Source organism: Roseicyclus persicicus (genome assembly GCF_012395815.1).
GTDB classification, from domain to species: Bacteria; Pseudomonadota; Alphaproteobacteria; order Rhodobacterales; family Rhodobacteraceae; genus Roseicyclus; species Roseicyclus persicicus.
Map to the genome: position 1 here is coordinate 730,440 of NZ_JAAZQQ010000001.1, position 24,407 is coordinate 754,846.

At 71.9% G+C, this 24,407-nt stretch carries 27 protein-coding genes and 1 riboswitch; of the genes, 15 read left to right on the forward strand and 12 right to left on the reverse strand.

What is annotated here, in order from left to right:
• Positions 1-86 precede the first annotated feature (86 nt).
• Both HCU73_RS03780 and HCU73_RS03785 read right to left on the reverse strand, forming a co-directional pair.
• Positions 87-755 (reverse strand): NUDIX hydrolase, encoded by a 669-nt coding sequence (locus tag HCU73_RS03780; protein ID WP_168622051.1) that lies wholly within the window; start codon positions 753-755, stop codon positions 87-89.
• Entirely contained in the window at positions 755-1,156 is a 402-nt protein-coding gene (locus HCU73_RS03785) for a DUF983 domain-containing protein (RefSeq protein ID WP_168622052.1), read from the reverse strand. Before HCU73_RS03785 ends, HCU73_RS03780 begins: the two co-directional genes overlap by 1 nt.
• Positions 1,157-1,290: 134 nt before the next feature.
• Here HCU73_RS03785 and HCU73_RS03790 point away from each other — a divergent pair, with 134 nt between their 5' ends.
• The 4 genes from HCU73_RS03790 to HCU73_RS03805 all read left to right on the forward strand — a co-directional run bounded on the left by HCU73_RS03790 (position 1,291) and on the right by HCU73_RS03805 (position 3,320).
• Complete coding sequence (locus HCU73_RS03790; protein WP_168622053.1) at positions 1,291-1,806, forward strand: EF-hand domain-containing protein; 516 nt, start codon at positions 1,291-1,293, stop codon at positions 1,804-1,806.
• Between the two features lie 87 nt (positions 1,807-1,893).
• Positions 1,894-2,481, forward strand: coding sequence for an RNA polymerase sigma factor (locus tag HCU73_RS03795; protein WP_168622054.1), 588 nt, complete (start codon positions 1,894-1,896; stop codon positions 2,479-2,481).
• Entirely contained in the window at positions 2,471-2,839 is a 369-nt protein-coding gene (locus HCU73_RS03800) for a hypothetical protein (protein ID WP_168622055.1), read from the forward strand. Before HCU73_RS03795 ends, HCU73_RS03800 begins: the two co-directional genes overlap by 11 nt.
• A complete protein-coding gene (locus HCU73_RS03805) occupies positions 2,832-3,320 on the forward strand; it encodes a periplasmic heavy metal sensor (protein WP_168622056.1) in 489 nt (162 codons plus the stop codon). Before HCU73_RS03800 ends, HCU73_RS03805 begins: the two co-directional genes overlap by 8 nt.
• Positions 3,321-3,323: 3 nt before the next feature.
• Here the strand turns inward: HCU73_RS03805 and HCU73_RS03810 are convergent, their stop codons facing one another.
• Positions 3,324-4,706: a diguanylate cyclase gene (locus HCU73_RS03810; RefSeq protein WP_168622057.1), complete on the reverse strand. Its 1,383-nt coding sequence runs from the start codon at positions 4,704-4,706 to the stop codon at positions 3,324-3,326.
• A gap of 118 nt (positions 4,707-4,824) precedes the next feature.
• Here HCU73_RS03810 and HCU73_RS03815 point away from each other — a divergent pair, with 118 nt between their 5' ends.
• On the forward strand, positions 4,825-5,103 hold the full coding sequence (locus tag HCU73_RS03815) for a DUF3572 domain-containing protein (protein WP_168622058.1): 279 nt from the start codon (positions 4,825-4,827) through the stop codon (positions 5,101-5,103).
• An 11-nt stretch (positions 5,104-5,114) separates the two neighbouring features.
• Here the strand turns inward: HCU73_RS03815 and HCU73_RS03820 are convergent, their stop codons facing one another.
• Positions 5,115-5,567, reverse strand: coding sequence for a MarR family winged helix-turn-helix transcriptional regulator (locus HCU73_RS03820; RefSeq protein ID WP_168622059.1), 453 nt, complete (start codon positions 5,565-5,567; stop codon positions 5,115-5,117).
• A gap of 90 nt (positions 5,568-5,657) precedes the next feature.
• Here HCU73_RS03820 and HCU73_RS03825 point away from each other — a divergent pair, with 90 nt between their 5' ends.
• The 5 genes from HCU73_RS03825 to HCU73_RS03845 all read left to right on the forward strand — a co-directional run bounded on the left by HCU73_RS03825 (position 5,658) and on the right by HCU73_RS03845 (position 11,217).
• Positions 5,658-6,365, forward strand: coding sequence for an HAD family hydrolase (locus tag HCU73_RS03825; protein ID WP_168622060.1), 708 nt, complete (start codon positions 5,658-5,660; stop codon positions 6,363-6,365).
• Between the two features lie 141 nt (positions 6,366-6,506).
• Positions 6,507-8,066 (forward strand): trimethylamine methyltransferase family protein, encoded by a 1,560-nt coding sequence (locus HCU73_RS03830; protein WP_168622061.1) that lies wholly within the window; start codon positions 6,507-6,509, stop codon positions 8,064-8,066.
• 119 nt (positions 8,067-8,185) lie between these two features.
• Positions 8,186-8,773: a heme NO-binding domain-containing protein gene (locus HCU73_RS03835; protein WP_210730462.1), complete on the forward strand. Its 588-nt coding sequence runs from the start codon at positions 8,186-8,188 to the stop codon at positions 8,771-8,773.
• A complete protein-coding gene (locus HCU73_RS03840; protein WP_168622063.1) occupies positions 8,770-9,843 on the forward strand; it encodes a GGDEF domain-containing protein in 1,074 nt (357 codons plus the stop codon). Before HCU73_RS03835 ends, HCU73_RS03840 begins: the two co-directional genes overlap by 4 nt.
• A gap of 54 nt (positions 9,844-9,897) precedes the next feature.
• Positions 9,898-11,217, forward strand: coding sequence for an ABC1 kinase family protein (locus tag HCU73_RS03845; protein ID WP_168622064.1), 1,320 nt, complete (start codon positions 9,898-9,900; stop codon positions 11,215-11,217).
• Here the strand turns inward: HCU73_RS03845 and HCU73_RS03850 are convergent.
• The 8 genes from HCU73_RS03850 to HCU73_RS03885 form a co-directional block, all read right to left on the reverse strand.
• Positions 11,214-11,996, reverse strand: coding sequence for a cobalamin-binding protein (locus tag HCU73_RS03850; RefSeq protein WP_168622065.1), 783 nt, complete (start codon positions 11,994-11,996; stop codon positions 11,214-11,216). The genes HCU73_RS03845 and HCU73_RS03850 overlap by 4 nt on opposite strands.
• Complete coding sequence (locus HCU73_RS03855; RefSeq protein ID WP_168622066.1) at positions 11,996-12,307, reverse strand: hypothetical protein; 312 nt, start codon at positions 12,305-12,307, stop codon at positions 11,996-11,998. Before HCU73_RS03855 ends, HCU73_RS03850 begins: the two co-directional genes overlap by 1 nt.
• Positions 12,308-12,414: 107 nt before the next feature.
• A riboswitch (cobalamin riboswitch) is annotated at positions 12,415-12,611 on the reverse strand.
• 80 nt (positions 12,612-12,691) lie between these two features.
• On the reverse strand, positions 12,692-13,810 hold the full coding sequence (locus tag HCU73_RS03860) for a cobalamin-independent methionine synthase II family protein (protein ID WP_168622067.1): 1,119 nt from the start codon (positions 13,808-13,810) through the stop codon (positions 12,692-12,694).
• Positions 13,811-13,823: 13 nt separating this feature from the next.
• A complete protein-coding gene (locus HCU73_RS03865) occupies positions 13,824-14,807 on the reverse strand; it encodes a cupin domain-containing protein (protein ID WP_168622068.1) in 984 nt (327 codons plus the stop codon).
• Between the two features lie 153 nt (positions 14,808-14,960).
• Positions 14,961-15,944 (reverse strand): ester cyclase, encoded by a 984-nt coding sequence (locus HCU73_RS03870; RefSeq protein ID WP_168622363.1) that lies wholly within the window; start codon positions 15,942-15,944, stop codon positions 14,961-14,963.
• Positions 15,944-16,960 carry a LacI family DNA-binding transcriptional regulator gene (locus HCU73_RS03875; protein WP_168622069.1) on the reverse strand — a complete coding sequence of 339 codons (1,017 nt, stop codon included), beginning with the start codon at positions 16,958-16,960 and terminating at the stop codon, positions 15,944-15,946. The genes HCU73_RS03870 and HCU73_RS03875 overlap by 1 nt, the downstream gene beginning before the upstream one ends.
• Complete coding sequence (locus HCU73_RS03880; protein ID WP_168622070.1) at positions 16,957-17,949, reverse strand: ester cyclase; 993 nt, start codon at positions 17,947-17,949, stop codon at positions 16,957-16,959. Before HCU73_RS03880 ends, HCU73_RS03875 begins: the two co-directional genes overlap by 4 nt.
• A gap of 4 nt (positions 17,950-17,953) precedes the next feature.
• Positions 17,954-18,994 carry an ABC transporter ATP-binding protein gene (locus tag HCU73_RS03885; RefSeq protein WP_168622071.1) on the reverse strand — a complete coding sequence of 347 codons (1,041 nt, stop codon included), beginning with the start codon at positions 18,992-18,994 and terminating at the stop codon, positions 17,954-17,956.
• A 285-nt stretch (positions 18,995-19,279) separates the two neighbouring features.
• On the opposite strand from HCU73_RS03885, the gene HCU73_RS03890 reads away from it, so the two are divergent.
• The 5 genes from HCU73_RS03890 to HCU73_RS03910 all read left to right on the forward strand — a co-directional run bounded on the left by HCU73_RS03890 (position 19,280) and on the right by HCU73_RS03910 (position 24,405).
• Positions 19,280-20,518, forward strand: coding sequence for an ABC transporter substrate-binding protein (locus tag HCU73_RS03890; protein ID WP_168622072.1), 1,239 nt, complete (start codon positions 19,280-19,282; stop codon positions 20,516-20,518).
• 65 nt (positions 20,519-20,583) lie between these two features.
• Positions 20,584-21,612 carry a carbohydrate ABC transporter permease gene (locus HCU73_RS03895; protein ID WP_168622073.1) on the forward strand — a complete coding sequence of 343 codons (1,029 nt, stop codon included), beginning with the start codon at positions 20,584-20,586 and terminating at the stop codon, positions 21,610-21,612.
• A 4-nt stretch (positions 21,613-21,616) separates the two neighbouring features.
• Positions 21,617-22,492 (forward strand): carbohydrate ABC transporter permease, encoded by an 876-nt coding sequence (locus HCU73_RS03900; protein WP_168622074.1) that lies wholly within the window; start codon positions 21,617-21,619, stop codon positions 22,490-22,492.
• Positions 22,493-22,515: 23 nt separating this feature from the next.
• A complete protein-coding gene (locus HCU73_RS03905; protein WP_168622075.1) occupies positions 22,516-23,520 on the forward strand; it encodes an ester cyclase in 1,005 nt (334 codons plus the stop codon).
• Between the two features lie 54 nt (positions 23,521-23,574).
• On the forward strand, positions 23,575-24,405 hold the full coding sequence (locus HCU73_RS03910; RefSeq protein WP_168622076.1) for a 3-oxoadipate:acetyl-CoA acetyltransferase: 831 nt from the start codon (positions 23,575-23,577) through the stop codon (positions 24,403-24,405).
• The last annotated feature ends 2 nt before the right edge of the window (positions 24,406-24,407 follow it).

Here is a 24,407-nt window from a genome sequence, read left to right on the forward strand (position 1 = left end):
CCCCCCCTTCATCTTTCCGAAAATACGCCGGGGGGTGCGGGGGGCAGCGCCCCCCGCGGGTCGCCGCCGCAGGCGGCGAACCCCCGTCAGAGCCGCGTGAACCGGCTGACCTCGTCGCGGTTGTCGAAGAACGGGACCCCGGGCGCCGCCGTGCCCTGCAGCCGCGCCGACAGCTCGGCCAGCACCACCTCGGTGATGAAGGGCATGTCATAGCCCCGGACGGCGTCGAGCGGCACCCACTGCAGGTGGCCCAGCTCCTCCTCCGCCCGGCTGAAATCGTCGGGGTCGTTGCGCAGCGCCTCGGCCTCGACGAGGAAGAACCGCGCGTCGAAGCGGCGGGGCCGGCCCGGCGGCGTGATCGCCCGGAACAGGAAGGTCGCGTCGGTCCCGTCGGGCAGGTGCCCGGTGGCGATGTAGCCGCGCCAGCCCTGCGGCGCGGGGAACGCGGCGGCGCGCGCATCGGGCGCGCCGATCAGGAGGCCGGTTTCCTCCCACAGCTCGCGGGTCGCCGCGGCGATCAGGGTGTCGGGCGGCAGGGCGCTCTGGTTCGCCAGCGCCGCGGCGCAGGTGGCGGCAGGGGGTGCCGCCAGCGGGATCGTCGCGTCGACGGCATCGACCGCGCCGCCCGGGAATACGAACTTGGACGGCATGAAGGCCGCGTCGCGCCCGCGCTGGCCCATCAGGACGCGCGGCCGCGTGGCCGCATCGCGCAGCACGATCACCGTCGCCGCGTCGCGGATCGCGGTCTTGTCCATCAGAACCCGTGCATCCGCTTCGCCCACTGCACCCCCACGATCAGCCCCTTGAAGCGCGGCAGCAGGAACAGCGCCATCGCCACCACGCCGACCGAGAACACCGAGGCCAGCACCCAGGGCGACGGCAGGAAGGTCTCGTAGACCACCAGCATCAGCGTGCCCATCACCTTGGCGGTGACGAGGATCGACAGGTAGGCCGGCCCGTCGTCGGCGCGGGCGTGGCTCAGGTCCTCGCCGCAGGCCGGGCAGGCGGGAGCGAGCGTCAGGTAGCCCTGGAACAGCGCGCCCTCGCCGCAGCTGGGGCAGCGGCGGGCCAGCCCGCGGCGGATCGCGGGGCCGGCGGGGCGCTCGGGCGGGCCGGGCAGGAATTCGGGGCGGAGGGCGGCGTCGTCGTGGCTCATGGCGCCCTACATGCGGCGGGGGTCGGGGGTCGTAAAGGGCGCTGTCGTCGCGGGGGGCCGAAATTTTCCGCGACGGAACCGGCGGGCTGCCGCGTGAGACAGGTCAGACAGGCACGAACACAGGAGATTTGCCCATGTCCACCCTCAAGACCGCCACCCTCGCCCTGCTGATCCCGCTGGCGCTGGCCGTCCCCGCGCTCGCCCAGCAGGGCCCCGGCGATGGCCGCGGGCCCGGTCCGCAGATGCTGTTCTCCGAGATGGACCTCGACGGGGACGGCGCGGTCACGCTGGAAGAGATGCAGCAGGCCCGGCAAGGCCGCTTTGCCCGCGCCGACGCCGATGGCGACGGGCTGCTGACCCGCGACGAGCTGGTCGCGCAGGCCATGGCCCGCGCCGAGGCCGGGATCGACCGGCTGCTGGAGCGCGCCGATGCCGACGGCGACGGGGCGCTGAGCGAAGCCGAGCTCGACGAGATGCGCGACGCGCGCCGGATGGCGGGGCTCGAGCGGATGTTCGAGCGCGTCGACGCCGATGGCGACGGGCAGGTCACCGAGGCCGAGTTCGACGCCGCGCTCGCCCGGATGCACGAGCGCCGGGGCGACCGCGACGGTCGCGGCCATGGCCACGGCCACGGCTTCTGGCGCGGCTGAGGCCTGTGCCCGGGCGGCGCCGGCCCTGTCCCCCGGCCCGGCGCCGCCCCCCTTTCCCAGCCCCCGGAGGGAGCGCTAGTCTGGGTCATGTCCGGCGAACCGCCCGCCTATGCCGCGCTTCCCGACGGGGCGCTGATGGTCCTCTTCGCCAATGGCGACCCGGGGGCCGCGCGCGTTCTGACCGGGCGGCTCCTGCCGCGGGCGCTGAGCCACGCGGCCCGCGTGCTGGGCGACCGGGCCGAGGCCGAGGACGTGGCGCAGGAGGCGATGATGCGGCTGTGGCGCGCCGCCGGCGACTGGCGGCAGGACGGCGGGGCGCAGCCCGCGACCTGGCTTTACCGGGTGGTGGCGAACCTCTGCACCGACCGGCTCCGACGGCGCGGGCGCATGGACCCGCTGGACGACCCCGACGCGGCGGCCGACGGCACGCCGGGGGTCGAGGCGCGGATGCTGCAGGCCGACCGGCTGGCCGCACTCGATGCCGCGCTGGCCACCCTGCCGGACCGGCAGCGGCAGGCGGTGGTGCTGCGCCACATCGAGGGGCTGTCCAACCCCGAGATCGCGGCGATACTGGATGTGGGCGTGGAGGCCGTGGAAAGCCTCACCGCCCGGGGCAAGCGGGCGCTGGCCGCCGCGCTTGCAGGCAGGAAGGAGGCCCTGGGCTATGGCGACTGAACGGGATGACGACGGGCTGGAGAGCTTCTTCGCCGCGGCGCGCGGGGCCGGGCGGCCCTCGGACGACCTTGTCGCGCGGGTGCTGGCCGATGCCGCCGCGGTGCAGGGTGCGGGCCGCGCGCCTGCGCCGGCGCCTTTGCCCCGGTCCGGCGGCTGGTTCTCCGGCCTTGCCGGGGCGCTGGGCGGCTGGCCCGCGGTGTCGGGCGTGACGCTGGCCGGGGTGGCGGGGCTGGTGCTGGGCTTCACCGCGCCCGACCTCGTCGACAGCTGGTCGGGCGGGCAGATCTGGTCGCTGTCCGGCGGTGTCGGCACGATGCCCGAGATCGGGGCGCTGTGGGAGGAGGCGGGCGATGTCTGATCCGGCAGCAGCCCCCAAACCGGCCCGCAGCGGCCGCGGCGTCAGGATCGCGCTGGCCCTGTCGCTGGCGCTGAACCTGCTGATCCTCGGGCTGGTGGCCGGGGCGGTGCTGGCCGTGGGGCCCCGGGGCGGCGACGACCCGCGCCTGCGGACGCTGGGGCTGGGACCCTTTGCCCTCGCCCTGTCGCGGGAGGACCAGGAGGCGGTGCGCGGCCGGATCGACCGCGACGCGCTGCGGACCGAGCGGCGGGCGCTGGGGGCGAGCCTCCTGCAGCTGCGGCAGGCGCTGCTGGCCGAGCCCTTCGACCGTGCGGCGGCCGAGGCGGCGCTGGCGCGGTCGCGCGCGGCGGCCGAGGCGCTGCAGGGGCAGGGCCACGCGGCGCTGCTCGACCAGATCGGGACGATGGACGCGGCCGAGCGCGCGGCGCTGGCCGACCGGCTGGAGCGCGCGCTGCGCCGGCTGGCGGGCCGCGACCGCTGAGGCTCAGGCGGCGGGCAGGGGCGACAGGGTGACCTGGTCGCGCCCATGGGCCTTGGCGCCGTAGAGCGCCCCGTCGGCGCGGTCGATCAGGCTCTGCCCGGCCTCGCTGCTGCCCGGCGCGGCCAGCGCGATCCCGACGCTGAGCGTGATCGTCAGCGGCGGCACCTCGCCCCCGACGAGAAACGGCGTCTCTCCGATGCTGGCCCTGAGCCGCTCGGCGCAGTCGAGCGCGGCGCGGCGGTCGCTGTCGGGCAGGGCGACGAGGAACTCCTCCCCGCCCATCCGCGCCAGCAGGTCGCCCGTCCGCAGCTGCGCCCGCAGGCGGCGCGCCACGAGGCTGAGCACCGCGTCGCCGACGGAATGGCCGTGGCGGTCGTTGACCTGCTTGAAATGGTCGATGTCGAGCAGCATCACCGCCACCCCGCGCCCGGGCCGGGCGATCATGCGGTCGAGCTGGAACAGCGCGTAGCGGCGGTTGTGCAGGCCGGTCAGGCTGTCGGTCACGGCCATCTCCAGCCCCGCCTGCAGCGAGGCGCGGAGCCGGTCGGCCTGCCGCTTGCGGCCCAGCTGGGTGCGGATGCGCAGCGCCAGCTCCTGCGCGTCGACCGGGTCGTAGAGGATGTCGTGGGCGCCGAGGTCCAGCGCGATGGCGGCGCGCTCGCCGTCGCCGGCGGGCAGGATCATCACCGTCGCCGCGTTGCGCGTCGCGGGGCGCGACAGGAGGTCGGACAGGAGCCGCAGCCCCTCGTTCCGGTGCGTGAGGTCGGCGGCGATGACGAAGACGTCCGGCGCCTCGCCCTCCTCGGAGCCGACGCCCATCAGCGCCGCGTCGCGCGGCAGGATCGACACCTCGCCGCCAAGCCGGTCGTCGAGCGCGGTCTTCCACAGCACCGCGCCCTTGGGCCCCGGCGCCACCAGCGCGATGCGGCCCGGCCGTTCCTGCCCGGCAAAGGTCGCGGCCGCCTCGGCGAAGCCCAGCGCGGGTTCGCCCCGCTGGCGCAGCTCGCGCGCCGTGTCGCGGGCGCGCAGGAGCGACCGCACCCGCGCCAGCAGCGTCACCTCGTCCACCGGCTTGGTCAGGAAATCGTCGGCGCCCGCCTCGAGCCCCGCCATCTTGGAGGCGCGGTCGGTCAGCGCCGTGATCAGGATCACCGGGATGTCCGCCGTCTCGGGCTCGGCCTTGAGCCTGCGGCAGACCTCGAGCCCCGACATGTCAGGCATCACCACGTCGAGCAGGATCAGGTCGGGCCGCCCCGCGCGGGCCGCCGCGAGGGCAGCCTCGCCGCAATCGGCCTGATCGACGGCGTAGCAGGCGGCGGCGAGCTTCACCTTCATCACAATTCGGTTCGTGGCCACGTCGTCTACGACCAGAATTCGCCCTGTCATCCGCGCCTCTCGCCCGGTCCTCGTGCATTCGCCTCGACACGGGGGCCGGGCGAACTGTAGGACCGTTGTGGCCTCGCAATGGTTAACAAACTCTTTAATCCATGAGCGGAACTTGGGGATGAAGCAAGATTTGGCGGAAACCCGCGCGCTGGCGGTGCTGGGCTGGCTGGCGGCGCAGGACGAGCTGTTCCCGGTGTTCCTGGGCGCCACGGGCGCGTCGGAGGCCGATCTGCGGCGCCGCGCGGGCGATCCCGAGTTCCTCGCCTCGGTGCTGGAGTTCCTGATGATGGACGACGCCTGGGTGCTGGACTGCGCCGCCGCGATGGGCTGGCCGCCGACGGACATGGCGGCGATCCGGGCGGGCCTGCCGGGGGGCGACCTGCCGCACTGGACCTGAGGGCCGACGGGTCAGTCGGAGGGCGGCAGCTCGCCGGCGCTCAGCCGCGTCAACAGCGCCTTGAGCGTCATCAGCTCGTCGAGGCTGAGCTTGCCGTGGAAATGCTGCATCGCCTCGCGGCAGGTAGGCAGGGCGGCGCGGAACTGGGCCTCGCCCAGCTCGGTCAGCCGCACCTCGGTGGTGCGCCGGTCGTCGCGGCCCATCTCGCGGGCGATCAGGCCGTCGGTTTCCAGCACGCGCAGGGCGCGAGACGTGGCGGTCCGGTCGATGCCCACGAAATCGGCGATGTCGGAGGGGTTCTTCTTGCCTTCCTCGGCCACGGCCAGCAGCACGCACCAGCCGACCCGCGTGAAGCCGAACTTCCGCAGATCCGCCTCGACCCGCCGCTCGATGATCCGAGCCGTGCGGGACACGTGATGGCCCACACTGTCGTGCAGCCCGAACTTGAGATGCGTTCCGTCCATGGTGACCCCGCGCTATAAGGGGAGTGTAGGGCGCTGTCACGGGTTTTCGAGGGCAAGCGATCCGGTCTGCCAGCGAGGTGCCGAATTTCCATGCAACCGCGACATGCGCCCGCCGGGCTCCTGTTCGACAAGGACGGCACCCTGTTCGATTTCCAGCGCAGCTGGGGCGGCTGGGCCCGCGACGTGATCTCCGACCTCGCGGGGGGTGACCCGGGGCTGGCCGCGCGCCTGGCCGACGCGTTGGGCTATGATGCGGGAAACCTTGTCTTTTTGCCCGGTAGCCTGTCGATCGCCGGCACCGTGCGCGAGCAGGCCGAGGCGATCGCGCCGCACCTGCCGGGCCGGGGTGTGGCGGCCCTCGAGGCCCGGCTGGTCGCCGCCGCCGGGCGGGCGCCCATGATTCCGGCGGTGCCGCTCCGGCCCCTGCTGGCGGCGTGGCGGGCGCAGGGCCTGTCGCTGGGCATCGCAACAAATGATGCCGAAGTTGCAGCAAGGCAACAGCTGGAAGCAACTGAAATAATTGACGTTTTTCACTTTATTGCCGGGTATGATTCGGGGTTCGGCGCCAAGCCGGGGCCGGGAATGTGCCTCGCGTTCGCCGAAGCGCGCGGGCTCGACCCGTCCGACTGCGTGATGGTGGGCGACAGCCGCCACGACCTCGAGGCCGGCCGCGCGGCGGGGATGCGCGTGGTGGGCGTGCTGACCGGCCCCGCGGGCGTCGACGACCTGGCGCCGCTGGCCGATGCGGTCCTGCCCGACATCGGCGCCCTGCCGGCCTGGCTGGCGGCCGCCGGCTGACCCGGGCGGGCGGCGCCGCGCTGGGAAGAATGCGACGCCCCGGTGTCGGAGACCGGCAATCCGGCCGCGGACCGATGCGCAAGGGTGCCCCCGACGTCGCGTGAGGACGCGCCGCACCCGGCGCAAGGAAGGCCAGACCCGATGAACGACATCGCCCCCAACCGTCGCCGCCGCGCCGGCGGCCGCAGCGGCCACACGGCCCGCAGCGGCGGCCATGCGATCGAGCAGATGCCCTGGCGGCTGCCGCGCAACACCGACCGCCCGATCGAGCCGCTGCCCGAGGAAGGCGTGCGCGCGATCCACGACGGCGCCATGCGGGTGCTGGCCGAGATCGGGATCGAGTTCCTGAACGACGAGGCCATCGGCCACCTGCGCGCCGCGGGCTGCAAGGTCGAGGGCCAGACCGTCCGCTTCGAGCGCGCCTTCGTCGAGGAGATGGTCGCCCGCGCGCCCGCCTCCTTCACGCTCACGCCGCGCAACCCCGACCGCGCGATCACACTGGGCGGGGGCTACATCCTGTTCGGCAACGTGTCCTCGCCGCCGAACGCCTGGGACCTCGAACGCGGCAAGCGACCGGGCGATTTCGAGACCTACCGCGAATTCATCAAGCTCACGCAGTATTTCAACTGCATCCACTTCGCCGGCGGCTACCCGGTGGAGCCGATCGACATCCATGCCGGCGTGCGCCACCTCGACTGCCTCCACGAGAAGCTGACGCTGACCGACAAGGTCGTGCACGCCTATTCGCTCGGCCCCGAGCGGGTAGAGGACGTGATGGAGATGGTCCGCATCGCGGGCGGGCTGACCCATGCCGAGTTCGACGCGAGCCCGCGGATGTACACCAACATCAACTCGGTCTCGCCGCTCAAGCACGACTGGCCGATGCTGGACGGCGCCATGCGGCTGGCGCGCCGGGGCCAGCCGGTGGTGGTCACCCCCTTCACGCTGGCGGGCGCGATGGCGCCGGTGACGCTCTCGGGCGCCGTGATGCTCAGCCTCGCCGAGGCGCTGGCGGCCATCGCGCTCCTGCAATGGATCGCGCCGGGCTGCCCGGTGGCGATCGGCACCTTCACCTCCAACGTCGACATGAAGTCGGGCGCGCCGGCCTTCGGCACGCCGGAATACATGCGCGCGACCCAGATCACCGGCCAGATGGCCCGGTTCTACGGGCTGCCGCTGCGGTCGTCCGGCGTCTGCGCGGCCAACGTGCCGGACGGGCAGGCGATGTGGGAGACCATGAACTCGCTCTGGGCGGCGGTGCAGTCGGGGACCAACATGGTCTACCACGCGGCCGGCTGGCTCGAGGGCGGGCTGATCGCAAGCCCCGAGAAATTCGTGATGGACTGCGAGGTGCTGCAGCAGATCCAGCGCTATTTCGAGCCGGCGCTGCTGGGCACGACCGAGGCCGACCTTGCCATCGACGCCATCGCCGAGGTGGGCGCCGGCGGCCATTTCTTCGGCTGCCAGCACACGCAGGACCGCTACCAGACCGCCTTCTACGGGCCGTTCCTGTCGGACTGGCGCAACTACGAGGCCTGGCAGGCGGCCGGCGGGGTCTGGACCGCCGAGCGCGCGCACGGGATCTACAAGAAGATCCTCGCCGAGTTCGAGCCGCCGCCGATGGACGAGGCCATCCGCGAGGAGCTGGCCGACTTCGTTGCCCGCCGCAAGGCCGAGGGCGGCGCGCCGACCGACTTCTGACGCCCCCGGAAATGCCTTGATATTGCCCCGGTTGGGCAAGGCTTCGTTTACGCTTGGCCCCTAATCCTGCCTGACAGGCCGGGCGCGCGGTGCGCCGGGCAAGGGACGAGGCGGCGGCGATGCACGGCATGATCAACCGCGCCCTGCAGGGCTTCCTGACCACGACCTACGGCGACGCGGTCTGGGCCGAGGTGCGCAGCCAGGCGGGCCTGCCCTTCGCCGACTTCGAGGCGATGCTCGACTATCCCGATGCCCTGACCATGGCCTGTTTCCAGGCCGCCTGCCACGTCCTCTACAAGCACCCCAACGCGCTGCTGGAGGATATCGGCACCTGGCTGGTGACCGACGCGCACCTCGAGCCGCTGCGGCGGCTGATGCGGTTTTCCGGGCCCAGCTTTCTCGATTTCCTCCTCTCGCTCGAGGAGATGGGCGAACGCGGCCGCCTTGCCGTGCCCGACCTCGACATGCCCCGGATCGAGGTCGACCGGATCGACCCGTCCAGCTTCCGCATCCGGGCGCAATGGACGCTGCCCGGCATCGCGCCGATCCTGATGGGCTGCCTGCGCGCAATGGCCGACGACTACGGCGCGCTTGCGGTGCTGCGCCTCGACGGGGTCGAGGCGGGGGGCGAATGCCTGCACGTGCAGCTGCTCGACGCCGCCTATTCCCAGGGGCGCAGCTTCGACCTCGGCCGGGTGCGCGCATGACCGGCCTGCTGCCCTCGCTCGACCGCGTGATCGGCCTGTCCGAGGGGGCGCTCGACACGCTCCTGCCGATGCATGTCTGGGCCGACCCCGCGGGCCGGATCGTGCAGGCTGGCCCGACATTGACCAAGATGGCGCGAATGGGCGACCTGACCGGGCGGTCCCTGTTCCGGGTGGTCGAGGTGCGGCGCCCGGCGCGGGTCGACGGGGCGCCGGCGCTGGCCGCGTTGGCCGGGCAGCGGATCGGCCTCGTCCTGACCCGCGCGCCGCACCTGCCGCTGCGGGGCGCGCTGGCGCCGCTGCCGGCGGGGGCGGGGATGATCCTCGACATCTCGCTCGGCCTGTCCTTCGCCCGCGCCGTGGCCGAGTTCGGCCTGACGCTCAACGATTTCTCGCCCTGCGACCAGACGGTCGAGCTTCTGTACCTGCACGAGGCCAACGCCTCGACCACGGCTCTGTCGCGGCACCTGACGCGGCGGCTCGAGGCCGCGCGCGCGGCGGCCCTGTCGCAGGCCCTGACTGACCCGCTGACCGGGCTGGCCAACCGCCGCGCCATGGACGCCGAGATCGCCGCCGCACTGGCCGACCCGACGCGGGAATTCGGCCTGCTGCACATCGACCTCGACCTGTTCAAGCAGGTCAACGACGGCTTCGGCCACGCCGCGGGCGACGCCGTGCTGGAACGCGTCGGCGCGGTCCTGCGCCACATGCTGCGGCAGGACGACGTCGCCGCCCGCGTCGGCGGCGACGAGTTCCTGGTGATCCTGCGCGACTGCATCGAGCCCGAGGATCTGGGCGCCGTGGCCACCCGCCTGATCGCCTCCATCGAGGAACCGGTGGAGTTCGAGGGGCATGTCTGCCGCATCTCGGCGTCGATCGGCGTCACCGCCAGCACCGATTACGCCGAGCGCCCCGGCCTCGACCGGCTGCTGGCCGACACCGACGCGGCCCTCTACGCGGCCAAGCGGGCGGGCCGGGGCCGCCACGCGATGCATGGCGCGCCGGACGGGGACCTGCCGCGCCGCCGCCTCGACGACCCGATGCCGCGCCCGGCGGCGCGCGCGGGGGATTGAGACCTGCGGCGGCGGGGCTAGCTCTGCGCCCATGTCCCTGCACCGCGCCCCCCGATGACCGACCACCCCGATCCCCGTTCCCGCCCCGTGCCGGCCGGCCGGCTGGCGCGCGCCCGCGCGATGGGCGGGCTGGCCACCGGCCTTGCGGGCGGCGTCGCGCTGTCCGGCGCGCAGGCGCTGATCCGGGGCCGCCGGCCCCGCCTGTCCGAGCTGGTGCTGACGCCCGGCAACATCACCCGGCTGGCCGACCGCCTGTCCGAGATGCGCGGCGCGGCGATGAAGCTGGGCCAGCTGTTGTCGATGGAGGCGGGCGACCTGCTGCCCCCCGAGCTGGAGGCGATCCTGTCCCGCCTGCGGGCCGAGGCGCACGTGATGCCGCCGCAGCAATTGAAGCAGGTGCTACAGGACGCCTACGGCCCCGATTTCCGGCGGCTTTTCCGCAGCTTCGACACGCGCCCGCTGGCCGCCGCCTCGATCGGGCAGGTGCACCGGGCGCTGACGCCCGAGGGGCAGGCGCTGGCGGTCAAGCTGCAGTACCCGGGCGTGCGCGCGGCCATCGACAGCGACCTCGACAATGCCGCGGCGCTGATCCGGTGGTCCGGTCTCTGGCCGGCCGAGCTGGACATCGCGCCGCTGATGGCCGAGGCGCGGCGCCAGCTCCACGAGGAGGCGGACTATGCCCGCGAGGGCGTGGCGCTGGCCCGCTTCGGCGACCTCATGGCCGGCGACGACCGCTTCGTCGTGCCCCGCCTCGACCCCGACCGCAGCCGCGCGGCGGCGCTGGCCATGAGCTTCGAGGCCTCCGAACCGATCGAGCGGCTGGCCGAGGCCCCCGCCGACCTGCGCGACCGGGCGGTGACGGCCCTGATCGAGCTGTGCCTGCGGGAGCTGTTCGAGTTCCGGCTGATGCAGACCGACCCCAACTTCGCCAACTACCGCTGGCGGCCCGACACCGGGCAGATCGTGCTGCTGGATTTCGGCGCCACGCGCGAGATCTCGGCCGGGGTGGCCGAGGGCTACCGCGCGCTGATGGCGGCAGGGCTCGAGGCCGACCGCGAGGCGGTGCTGGCGGCGCTGGAGCGGATCGGCTTCATTCGCGCCGGCCTTCCCGACCGCCACCGCGCCACGCTGGCCGACATGGCGGAGATGGGCTTTGCGATCCTGCGCGGGCCGGGGCCGTTCGATTTCCGCGGCAACGACTTCGCCGACCGGGTCCGCGCGCGCGGTCGCGAGATCGGGTCCGAGCGCGAGCTGTGGCACCTGCCGCCGCCCGAGACGCTGTTCCTGCAGCGCAAGATCGGAGGTCTTTACCTGCTGGCCACGCGGCTCGGGGCGCGCGTCGACATCCCCGCGCTCGCGCGCCGCTTCGCCTAGGCCAGCGCCGCCACGATGGCATCCAGCCCGTCGGTCAGGGCCGCGGGGCCGGGTTGCAGGATCAGGGGCGACTTGATCTCGGCGATGCGCCCGTCCCGCACCGCGGGCAGCGCCGCCCAGCCGGGGCGCGCGGCGATGCGCTCGGGGCGCACCTTCTTGCCGCACCACGAGGCCAGGATCACGTCGGGCCGCCGCGCCAGCACCGCCTCGGGCGTCACGATCCGGTCGGCGGCGCCCTGCGCCCGGGCCAGCTCGGGAAAGGCATCCTGCCCGCCCGCGATCCCGATCAGCTCGGACACCCAGCCGAGGCCCGAGATCATCGGCTCGTCCCATTCCTCGAAATAGACCACCGGGCGCGGGCCGGGGCGGCGGGCGGCCTGCGTCGCCACCGCGTCGAGACGGCGGGCGAAGCGGTCGGCCAGTTCCGCCGCCCGCTCCGGCTGGCCGACCGTGGCGCCGAGGTGCCGGATCATGGCGAGGATGCCCGCCACGTCGCGCTGGTTGTAGGCCATCACCGTGACGCCCTGCCGGATCAGCCCCGCCGCGATCTCGGCCTGCAGGTCCGAGAAGGTCAGCACGAGGTCGGGCGCCAGCGCCAGGATCTTCGGCAGGTCGGCCGAGGTGAAGGCCCCCACCCGCGGCTTGTCGCGCCGCACCTGCGGCGGGCGCACCGCGTAGCCCGTCACGCCCACGATCCGCGCCTCCTCGCCCAGAAGGTAGAGCGTCTCGACCGTCTCCTCGGTCAGGCAGACGATGCGCTCGGGCGGGAAGCGCCGCATCAGAACGACAGCCGCCGCATCCGCGCGCCGCCGCGCCGCCGGGGCAGGGTCAGCGACAGGTTCAGCGGCGCCAGCGGCGCGGCGGCCGAGACTTCGAGCAGGCGGCAGAACTCGGCCACGGCGCGGCTGGCGTCGCGGAAAGGTTCGGCCATCGCCAGCGCGCGTTCGGCCGCGGGCGCGTAGGGCGCGGCCCCGGGCAGGCCGGCCAGCCATTGCATGTAGCCCATCTGCCCCAGCGCGCAGGCGCGCTCGGAGGTGTCAGCCGGGTCGGATTGCCCCAGCAGCTGGATCAGGGTTCGTTCGGTCAGCATTGCGCCCTCCGCGCAAGGGGCGGGCGCGCAGGGCACAGTCGGGCGATGTCTCGGGCCGGGATCGGGCCATGTCTCGCGCTCCTGAACCGGGGCACCCCGCCCGGGTTTCGGTTTCAACGGCGATGGCAGGTCTCCTGGCTTGCGGGTCGTCGCTTGCCCGATCCTTCCCGGGCCGGGGCCCAGTGGATGCTGTCGGGGTCGCTCGCCGCTCACAGTTGCGGGGGCAGCCGCGGGGTTTCACCGCGTTCCCTTTTCAGACCGGGGCAGGCGGGCCCGCCCGGTCACCATCGCCCGCAGGGGACGCCCTTTCCGCCCCGCGGTCAAGCGAAAGCCGGCGCCGCGGCGTTTGGGTCGCGGGGCAGGGGCGCCCGGGGCCCGCCGGGGTCAGACCCGCGCCGCGCCCTCGGCCAGCGTGGCCAGCTTGGCATAGGCGATCGCCGGGTCCACCGCGCCGAAGCCCGCGAAGGTGCCGAAGCCGCAGTCGCTGCCGCCGATCACGCGGTCCGCCCCCACGATGTCGACAAAGCGGCGCAGGCGTTCGGCCACGAGGTCGGGGTGTTCCACGAAGTTCGTGGTGGAATCGATCACCCCCGGCACCAGCACCTTGTCGTCGGGAATATCCGCCGCCCGGTCGCGGAACACCGCCCATTCATGGCCGTGGCGGGGGTTCGACGTCTCGAACAGCAGGTGGCGGGCGTTCACCGACATCAGCGTGTCGAACATCGTCGCCATCGGCACGTCGCAGACATGCGGGCCCTCGTAGTTGCCCCAGCAGATGTGCACGCGCACCCGGTCGGGGTCGATGCCGTCCAGCGCATGGTTCAGCGCCTCGACATGGGAGGCCGCGACCTTGACGAACTCGGCGTCGGTCAGGTCGGTGAAGATCATGTGGCGGCTGAGCGCGAGGTCGGGGCAGTCGAGTTGCAGGTCGAGGCCCGCGTCGACGATGGTGCGGTATTCGTCCCGCATCGCGTCGGCCAGCGCGGCGAGGTAGGCCTCGCGCGAGGGATAATGCGCGTTCGGCAGGAACAGCGAGATCACCCCCGGCGAGGCCGCGTTCATGAAGCCGCGAGAGACGCCATGGGCGGCCATCGCCGCCTTGAGGTTGGCGATGTCCTTTTCCAGCTCGCCCTGGCCCTTCGACCGCACCTCGCCCGTGCATTTCGGCCGGGCGTAGGTGGGGGTGCCGCCCTCGTCCTTGATGCGGGTGAGGAAGGAGGGGAACATCTTGAGGTCGGCGGGCGCGTTGCGCGGGCTGTCGCCCTCGAAGCCGGTGTAGCGGTCCTTGACGTAGGTGGCGTAGCTGATCTTGGACGTTTCGCCATCGGAAACGATGTCGACGCCCGCCTCCTTCTGTTTCCGCACCGTGTCGTCCACCGCGGCCGTCATGCAGGCATCGAAGGCCGCCGCGTCGTAGGGCTGCCCCTTCTCGCGGGCGAAGATGAAATCCACCACCTGCTGGCTGCGGGGGAGCGAGCCCACATGGGTCGTCGGAACGGGCATGGGTCGGGTCCTTTCAGGCGGTCCAGGTGGGGCCGGCGGGGTCGCCGGTGGCCACGACATGGTAGAGCGCGGCCTCGCCGGTCATCGACGGAAACGCCGTGTGGTCGAGATGCTCGGGCACGCTCATGGTGTCGCCGGGGGCCAGCGTCGCCTCGCCGGCGGGGTAGTGGGCGTTGCCCTCCCACACCACGCGCCAGTGGCCCTTGACCGGCATCAGGACCGAGGGGCGGTCGTGGCGGTGCATCTCGGTCGTCGACGAGCCGCGGGTCAGGAACCCCACCTCGAAGCCCGGGCGGTCGCGCAGCATCCCGGTTTCGCCGATCACCAGCACCGGCTTGCGGTCGGACAGCGCCACCATGTCCCAGTAGCGGGCGACGTAGCCGGGGACGACCTCGGCGGTGGTGGGCTCGGGGAAATTGGCCAGCTCCTGCTCGGACAGGAGCGGCATGGGGCCGACGCCGGCGGGCAGGGCCTGCCCCTTCTTGGTGTCGTAGAGCTTGCCCTGTTCCGACAGGACGAGGCCGTGGGCCCTGGCGTCCTCGATCACCTGCGGCGCCCAGATCACGCCGCCGCCCGCGTCGTCGCCGCCGAGGATGGCCATGATCATCCCGTAGTCGTCGCCGATGTTCTCGAAGCCGCGGAAGATGCCGGTGGGGATGTTGAAGATGTCGCCTTCCTCCAGCACCACCTCGCCCGCCTTGCCCCAGCGCCCCCAGAAGAACCGCCAGCGCCCCTTGAGGACGAAGAACACCTCGGCCGTGCGGTGCGAATGCAGCGAGTTGCGGCACTTGGGCGGCTGGCCCGCCGCGCCGATGTTGAAGCCGTGCGGGATCGTCAGGTGGACGTGCTGGTCCGCCGCCTCGGACACGCCGCCGCCGATGATGGTGAAGTTCTCCTTCTGGTCGCTGCCCGGGGTGTGGGCGTCGATGAAGGCGGTGCGGCAGGGCTTGAGGTCGCCGTAGCGGACGATGCGGGCTTCCATCTCGGGCGGGGTCATCACACGGGGTCCTTCCTGTGAACGGCCGGGGCAAGATCGTTGCAACGATCTTGCCCCGCGATTTGCAAATCGCGGCCAAGCGGCTTGCAAGCCGCTTCGCAAGGGTCTTGCAAGACCCTTGCGGCGCCGGGCGGGGCGGGGCGGCGCATTGGCTCAGGCCCCCGCCAGCAGGATCTGTTTCCAGACCGCGGTCTCGTCGAAGAGCGTCCAGTCGCGGCGCAGGGTGATGGGCCCATCGCCCAGCCGTCCGAATTCCGCGTGGGTGATGCCGAGCACGTAGACCATGGCGCCCGTGGGCGCGCCGAAGCTGCCCCAGCCCGAGTGTTTCCCCCAGAGCGACCAGCGCACCGCGGCGCGGGGGGGCATGGCGTCGTCCTGCCGGCCGATGACGTGGTGGATCGTGAACTCCGCCTCGGGGAAGGCCGCGCGCAGGCCCATCCAGAACCGGTCGGCGGCGTCGGTGCCGTGGGTGGTGACCCCGCCCGGGTAATGCAGCGTGCAGGCGCGGTCGTAGACCTCGGGGATGGCGGCCATGTCGGCGCCCATGATCCGGGTCAGGAGGTCGGCGAGCCGCGCGCCGGCGGGGTCGTCGTTGCCGCGGTCGGTGTAGGGGCCGGGGCGGTCGGTCTCGGGGGTCAGGGGCTTTACGCAAGCGCCCGGCCCCCCTTCGCGCGCGATCAGGTCGGCGGCGAAGTCCTTCGGCGCCCAGCCCAGCTGCCGCACGATGGCGCCCTGGTCGCGGATCAGCCATTCGTCGTCGATCACGTTCGCCTTGGCGTGGCAGTCGGCGATGATCCGGTAGGTCAGCCGCCTGCCCGTCGCCGTGCCGTAGACGCCGTCGCCCGCGTGGGTCGCCATCGACAGGATGCGGTGCGACGACAGCATCCCCGCCTCGGGCGTGCCCGACCAGATCACGTCCTCGCCCAGCAGCACCCGGTCGGGGAACTCGGCCAGCGTCGCCATCGTGGCGCCGATCACGCCCTGGTTGCCCGTCACCACGGACCCCGGCGACCGCACCACGATGTCGGGGGCGTAGTAGCCGTGCAGCGTGTGGATGCCGCGGTCCTCCCAGATCTCCTTGGTGATGCCGAGGATGTAGTCGGGGAAATCGCGGAACTTGGGGTCGAAGCCCTGCATCATGTCCATCCTTGGGGAATGCGGGCCGAGCCGCGCAGCACCAGCGGCCCCGCGATCTCCACCTTCTCGGTGCCGCGATCGGGGTCGTCGATCTCGGCCAGCAGGGTCGCGACGGTCGCCTCGACCATCCGGTTCAGCGGCTGGCGCAGCGTGGTCAGGTCATAGGCAGGCCAGGCGGCCATCGGCACGTCGTCGTAGCCCACCACCGACACGTCCTGCGGCACGCTCAAGCCCAGCTCGAAGCGCAGCACGTCCATCACCGCAAAGGCCATGTGGTCGTTGCCGACGAAGATCGCGTCGGGGGGCGTGGGGCCCGCCATCAGGGTCCGCGCGGCCTCGGCCGCGGCCTCGCGGGTGTACATGCCGTCGATGACCTGCGGCGCGGGCGCGCCCACCTCCTCCAGCGCGGCGAGGAACCCGCGGGTGCGGTCGCGGCCGGTGGACGACCCCTGCCAGCCCGCGATGTGGGCGATGCGGCCATGCCCGCCCGCCAGCAGGAACTCGGCCACCTTGCGCCCGCCCTCGACGTTGGCCGAGGTGACCGAGGAATGGGCCGTGCCGTCCTGCCCGCGGTTGAACATCACCACCGGGATGCCCAGCGCCGCGCAGCGGTCGGTCAGGTCCGAGGACATGGCGACCGAGGCGGTGATGATCCCGTCGATCTGGTAGCTCATCAGCTCCTGCATGACGTGGTCGATGCCCTCGGGCGAGTTGCCCGCCATCAGCAGAAGGATGTGGTAGTCGCGCGCCTGCAGCGCCTGGCTCAGGCGCTCGATCGCGACCGGGTAGAACTGGTTGTCGAGATAGGCGACCACGAGGGCGATGATCCGGCTCTTGCCGGTGATCATGGCCCGCGCGAGCGAATTCGGTCGGTAGCCCAGCTGCTCGGCGGCGGCGCGCACCTTGGCGATGGTGGTCTGCGACGCCGAGGCGCCGGAGAACACCCGGCTGACCGCCGACTGGCTGACCCCCGCCAGCCGCGCCACGTCTAGCGAGGTGACCTTGGCGTCGCTCATGCCCGCTCCTCCATCCGCGCCAGCACGTCGAGACCGATCTGGTCGCAGAAATCGAGCAGGTCCACCAGCACCCAGTTCTCGCGGATCAGCCCGCCCTCGACGCGCCAGAAATCGAGGCTGCGCAGCGTGACCTCGCGCCCCGAGGGCGCAAGGCCCAGGAACCCGCCGCCCCGGTGGGTCAGGCGCATGTTCGGCCAGCCGGTCTCGGCGACGTAATCGCCCTCGGCGATCCAGTGCGACATCAGGTTGCCCAGCGCGTCGAGCTTGCGGTCGGGAAAGGCGCGCAGGAACGGGATCTGGTGGTGGCGGCGGAACCCGTCGATGCCGCGCGCGGTGCCGATGCCGGCGGGCCCGTACCAGTTGACGCGCGGGTGCCAGTGCGTCTCCAGACGCATCACCGCCGGGTCGGGGTCGGCGGGGTGGCGACAGAGGTCGGTCAGCATGTCGACGACGCGGGTCATCGCGGCGCTGCCGTCGCCCGACACCGCCAGCCCGTCGCCCGACATCGGCCCGGGCGTGGCGAGGTAGGCCCCCAGCTGCGGTGCCAGCGGCCAGGCGCCCGCCTGCATCATCAGCTCGGGGATGTCCCAGATCGCCTGCATCTCGGTAACGCGGCCGTCCGCGACGCGGAAATACTCGTGGTAGCGCATGTGCGCGAGCCGCCCGGTGGGCGGGATCCCGAGGAACGGTGCGTCGAAGCGGCCCATGTAGCTGCCCATGCAGGCGACCCAGTCGGCGCCCTCGGGCGTGGTGCCGGCGACCACGATCATGTCGCGCCGCTCGAGGTCCGGCAGCGCGGCCATCAGCGGCCCCAGCGCGACCTCGACCAGCGCGTCGGGCCCGGCCAGGTCGCCGAAGGGGTGGCACAGGTGCAGGACCGCGTCGGGCGCGAACAGCGCGCGCGCGGCGGCCCGGGCCGCGTCGGGTGTCGCCGTCGCCAGCGCGGTGCGGAACGGGACAATCAGGGATTTCAGCGCGGCGGGGGTCATGGCCTCAGCGGCGCGCCCCCGTGGCCGCGTCGAAGACATGGCAGATCGACGCCGGGACATGCGCCGAGAAGCTTTCGCCGATCTCGGCGCGGAAATCCTTGGGCGCCTTGACCGACACCAGCGCGCCGCCCGCGCGGACCGTGACCATGGTGCTGTCGCCCAGCAGCTCCAGCGTGTAGATCGGCGCCGTGATCTCGCTGCCGGCGCCGGGGCCCGCGTCCTCGGCGCGGAAGCCCAGCACCGCGCGGCCGTCCGGCGCGGACAGGCCGGGCACGCGCACCCGGGCGCCCTCGAACACGCCGCCGCGGATCTCGCCTTCCATCAGGTTCATCGCCGGGCTGCCGATGAAGCCCGCAACGAAGACGTTGGCGGGGCGGTCGTAGATGTCGGTGGGGGTGCCGACCTGCTGCACCACGCCCTTGTTCATCACCACCACGCGGTCGGCCAGCGTCATCGCCTCGATCTGGTCGTGGGTGACGTAGATCGTGGTGACCTTCAGCTCGTGGGACAGGTTCTTGATCTGCGCCCGTGTCGACACCCTGAGCTTGGCGTCGAGGTTCGACAGCGGCTCGTCCATCAGGAACACGTTCGGCTGGCGCACGATGGCACGGGCGAGCGCCACGCGCTGGCGCTGGCCGCCCGACAGCTCCGCGGGGCGGCGGTGCAGGAAATCGGTCAGTTCCACCATCTCGGCCGCCCGCATCACCCGGTCGCGGTGGGTGGCGGGGTCGATCCGGCGCACCTTCAGCGGAAAGCGGATGTTCTCGTAGACGTCGAGGTTGGGGTAGAGTGCGTAGCTCTGGAACACCATCGCCACGTCGCGGTCCTTGGGGTCGAGGTCGTTGACCCGCTTGCCGCCGATCAGGATGTCGCCGCCCGTGGCCTGCTCCAGCCCCGCGATCATGCGCATCGTCGTGGTCTTGCCGCAGCCCGAGGGGCCGAGCAGCACGAGAAACTCCCGGTCGGCGATGGTCAGGTCGAAGTTGTCGACGCCGACAAAGCTGCCCCAGCGTTTCGACAGGTTCCTGAGCTGGATTTCGGCCATGGGGACGGCCCCTCCCGCGGGGCTGGATTGCATACGATTTCATCGACGCTACCGCCGAATCCGAAACGCAGGCAAGCCTTATTTTCAGGAAGTTGCCCTAAGCCAACGCCTCGCGAAAATTCCTTGCCAGACCGGGTATCCTGCCTCAGGATTGAAAACGTATGCAAGCCGGGTGCGATTCGCAGCCGCCCGGGGCGCAGCACACCGGCGAACAAGATGCGCGGCATGTCGCAGCGGGCCCGGGGCCCGGCGCAGGCCGCGACGACAACAGGGAGCTATGCAGCCATGTCCTTCCCCCGCCTGACGACCCTGACCGCGGTCGCCACGATCCTCGGCGCCAGCGCCGCGATGGCCGATTGCGGCATCGCCTCGGGCCGCGTCGCGATCCTCTCCAACGACTTCCCGGCGCTGCAGGCGATGGCCGCGGCCGCCGCCGAATGCGCCAGCGCGACGGTCACGGTCACCGCGAACCAGACCACCGAACACCGCGACATCCAGGTCGCGGCGCTGACCGCGAACCCGGCCGAATACACCTCGGCCGTGGTCGCCAACTCGTCGATCGTGCCGCTGATGAACGCCGGCCTGATCCGCCCGCTGGACGACCTGATCGCCCAGTACGCCCCCGACCTGCCGCAGCTGAACCGCATCACCATCGACGGGCAGACCATGGCCGTGGCCTTCATGGCCAACGCCCAGCATCTGTACCTGCGCGAGGACGTGCTGGCGCAGGTCGGCGCCGAGGCCCCCGCCACCTACGAAGAGGTGCTCGAGGTGCTGGCCGCGATCCGCGAGGCCGGCATCATGGAGCATCCCTTCGCCATGAACACCGGCGCGGGCTGGAACCTGGGCGAGGAATTCGTGAACATGTACCTCGGCCACGGCGGCGACCTGTTCGAGCCCGGCACGGCCAACCCCTCGATCAACAACGAGACCGGCGTCGCCACGCTGGAGATGCTGGCGGCGCTGAACGCCTATGCCAACCCCGACTTCCTGACCTTCGACAGCAACGCCACGCAGGCGCTGTGGGAATCGGGCCAGATCGCGGTGGGCTACATGTGGGGCTCGCGCGCGGCCGGCATCCTCGACGCCGAGAACTCCACGCCCGAGATCACCGGCGCGACGGCGCTGGCGGCGGCGCCCACCGTGGGCGGCGGCACGGTCCCGGCCTCGACCCTGTGGTGGGACGGCTTCACCATTGCGGCCAACATCTCGGACGAGGACGCGGCGGCGACCTTCCAGGCGCTGATGCACGGCCTGCGCCCCGAGGTCATCACCGCCAACAACGACGCGGCGGTCTGGCTGATGCCGGGCTTCACCCCCGGCGCCTCGGCCGAGGGCGTGTCGGCCACCGCCAATGCCGGCGCGCGGCCCTACCCGATGCTGCCCTACGCGGGTCTGCTGCACACCGCGCTGGGCAACGAGCTTGCCGCCTTCCTGCAGGGCCAGGAAAGCGCCGAGCAGGCCCTGGCCGATGTCGAGGCCGCCTACATCGCGGCCGCCCGCGAGCAGGGCTTCCTGCAGTAACAGCGGACCCCGGGCGCGGCGGCATCTCCGCCGCCGCGCCTGTGCCCCGTGCCGGACCCCGCCCGATGCCGCATCGCACCTTCCTCTGGTTCATCCTGCCCTCGCTGACCGCGATGATCCTGTTCATCGCGCTGCCGATCGTGTCGGTGGTGATCCAGTCGCTGCATGTCGAGCACGAGCAGGTGCTGGTGACGGTGGAAAACTGCGGCCCCTTCGGCTGCACCGAGGAAACTCGGGTCGACCGCGCCGCGACCGAGGCGCTGCGCGAGGCCCAGCCGCTGGGCCGGTTCAACGGGCTCGGCACCTACCTCGACCGCCGCCACCTCGCCACCGCCGAGGTGGCCGAGGCCTGGCGCAGCAGCGAGACGATGGGCCAGTTCTGGGGCCGGCTGATGAACCTGCCCTTCTACAAGGCGCTGGCCTTCACGCTGGCCTACACCTTCATCGTGACACCGCTGGTGCTGGTCCTGGGCCTCGCCATCGCGCTGGGGGTGAACGGGCTGCCGCGGCTGATGCGGGGGCCCACGATCTTCTTCTCGCTGCTGCCGATGATCGTCACGCCGCTGATCGGGTCGCTGGTGTTGTTCTGGATGATCGACGCCGACGGCGTGATCGGCGCGACGCTGGCGCGGCTGTTCGACGATCCGAACCTGTCGCTCAAGGCGTCGCCGACGCTGACCTGGATCACCATCTTCGTCTACGGCGTGTGGCACTCGGCGCCCTTCGCCTTCATCGTGTTCTACGCGGGCCTCCAGACCGTCCCCGAAGAGACGCTCGAGGCCGCCATGATCGACGGCGCCAACCGCTGGGAGCGGATCCGCTACGTCGTCATCCCGCACCTGATGCCGCTGGCCGTGTTCATCACGCTGATGCAGCTGATGGACAATTTCCGCGTGTTCGAGCCCATCGTCGGCTTCCAGGCCCAGGCCAGCGCGACCTCGCTCAGCTACATCATCTATTCCGACCTGCGCGGCGACGTGCAGCAGTTCGGCTCGGCCGCGGCGACCAGCGTGCTGACCATCCTCGGCGTCGCCATCCTGCTCGCCCCGGTGCTTGTGCGCACCTGGCGCGACTTCAACCGGAAAAGGGCCTGAGACCATGGGCGCGTCCCGCCGCTCCACCGCCCTTGTCGTGATCTCCACCGCGCTGGTGGCGCTCTGGGTGATCCTGGCGGCCTTCCCCTTCCTCTGGACGCTCTGGGGGTCGTTCAAGGTGCAGGGCGATTTCTTCTCCCGCTCCGACTGGATGAACGCGCTGACCGGGCCCCTGACGCAGGAGCAGACGGGCGGCGCCTTCACCGGGCAGGGCTACTGGGGCGCCTGGGTCGAAAGCGGGTTCTGGCGCAACGTCGTGAACACCGGGATCGTGGTGGTCTGCACGGTGGTGATCTCGCTCACGCTGGGCACCCTTGGTGGCTACGCGCTGGCGCGGTCGGGGTTCCGCTATGCCTTCTGGCTCCTGATGATCGCGCTGGTGTTCCGGGCGATGCCGCACATCACGCTGGTGTCGGGCTACCTCTTGCCGTTCTTCGAGTGGAACCTCTGGGGCCACCTGCCGACCGCGATCATCGTGCTGGTCGCCATCAACCAGCCCTTCACGCTGTGGATGCTGCACAGCTTCTTTCTGAACATCCCCAAGGACCTGGACGAAAGCGCCATGGTCGACGGCTGCACGCGGTTCCAGGCGTTCCGGCATGTCATCATGCCGGTGATGTGGCCGGGGGTCATCACCACGGGGCTGTTCAGCTTCCTGCTTGCCTACAACGACTTCGCGGTGACGGCGATGCTCCTGTCCTCGGAGAACCAGACCATGGTGCCGCGCATCGCATCCTTCCTCGGGTCGGTGCAGCAGGAGGGCAACGTGATGTTCGCCGTCGCCGCCGTGGTCTCTGCCACCGCGCCCTTGTTCGTGCTGATCCTGTTCTTCCAGCGCCAGATCGTGTCAGGTCTGACGGCGGGGGCCGTGAAGGGCTGATCCGACATCCCATGGGGACCGACATGACCGAGTTCCAGGCGGAAAAGGCGGTGGTGCGGGCGCACCACGCCGCCATCGCCGCGGCCGCGCCCGACGGCATGGCCGCCGCGCTCGCCGCCCACACCGCGCCCGGCTGGCACTGGCGCGGCATGTGCCCGATCTACGAGCACAAGGGCGAGGAGGCGGTGGCCGCTGCCTTCTGGACGCCGCTCAAGACCGCCCTGACGTCGATGCAGCGGCGCGAGGACATCTTCTTCGCCGGGCTGAATCAGATCGACGGGTTCCGCTCGGTCTGGGTGGTGTCGATGGGGCACCTGATGGGCCTGTTCGACGCGCCCTGGCTGGGCATCCGGCCGACGGGCCGGCTGGCCATGCTGCGCTATGCCGAGTTCCACCGGGTCGAGGGCGGCCGCATCGTGGAAACCGCGCAGTTCTGCGACATCCCCCACCTGATGCAGCAGGCGGGGCAGAACCCCTTCGGCCCCCAGACGGGCGCCGCGCTGGTCCAGCCCGGGCCGCTGACCCATGACGGCCTTCTCCACGGCCCGCAGCCCGTGGCCGAGGGCGAGGCGACGCTGGCCGCGATCAACGCCATGATCTCCGACCTCGGCACCTGGCAGCTGGGCCTGCCGCTGGAGGAGGAGCTGCGCCGCACCTGGCACGAGGACATGCTGTGGTGGGGCCCCGCCGGCATCGGCGCGACCTACACCATCCCCCGCTACGCGAAACAGCATTCCGGCCCCTTCCGCGCCGGCTTCCGCGAGCGGACGGGCACGGGGCACATCGCCCGGCTGGCCGAGGGGCACTACGGCGGCTTCTTCGGCTGGCCGAACTTCACCGCCGTGCCCACGGGCGGCTTCATGGGCCTGCCCGCGACCGGGACGAAGGCCGAGTTCCGCGTCGTCGACATCTACCGGCGGCAGGGCGGCAAGCTTGCCGAGAACTGGGTGTTCATCGACCTCCTGCACATGCTGCGGACGCAAGGCGTGGACGTGCTGGCGCGGATGGAGACCCTCGGCCCGTCTTGACCCCGCCCCCCGTTGGCGCGACACCGGACCCGGTTTCGAGGGGAGGGGAGGACCATGACGAACCCGTGCATCATCTGCGTCGCCATCACCGGATCGGTCCCGCGCAAGGCGGACAACCCGGCGGTGCCCATCTCCATCGCCGAACAGGTGGAAAGCACCCACGCGGCCTTCGAGGCCGGCGCTTCGATCGTCCACGCCCATGTGCGGATGGAGGACGAGACCCCCACCTCCGACCCCGAGCGCTTCGCCCGGCTGAAGGAGGGGCTGGAAAAACACTGCCCCGGCATGATCCTCCAGTTCTCGACCGGGGGCCGGTCGGGGGCGGGGCGCGAGCGCGGGGGGATGCTGCCCTTGCGGCCCGACATGGCGTCGCTGACCGTGGGGTCGAACAACTTCCCGACCCGCGTCTACGAGAACCCGCCGGATCTGGTGGACTGGCTGGCCGCCGAGATGCTGGCCCATGACGTGAAGCCCGAGATCGAGGCCTTCGACCTGAGCCACATCTTCCAGGCCGCGAAGATGGCCGCCGACGGGCGGCTCAAGGGGCCGCTCTACGTCCAGTTCGTGATGGGGGTGAAGAACGCGATGCCGGCCGACAGGCCGTCCTTCGACTTCTTCGTGCAGACGCTGCGGCGGCTCGCGCCCGACGCGCTGTGGTGCGCGGCGGGGATCGGGCGGCACCAGATCGAGGTGAACGAATGGTGCGTGGCCGCCGGCGGGCACTGCCGGACCGGGCTCGAGGACAACGTGCGCCTCGACCGCGACCGTCTGGCGCCGTCGAACGCCGCGCTGGTGCGCCGGGTGGCGGATCTGTGCGCCCGCCACGACCGCCCCGTGGCCACCCCGGCCGAGGCCCGCGCGCTGCTGGGGCTGCGCGCCGCCTGACC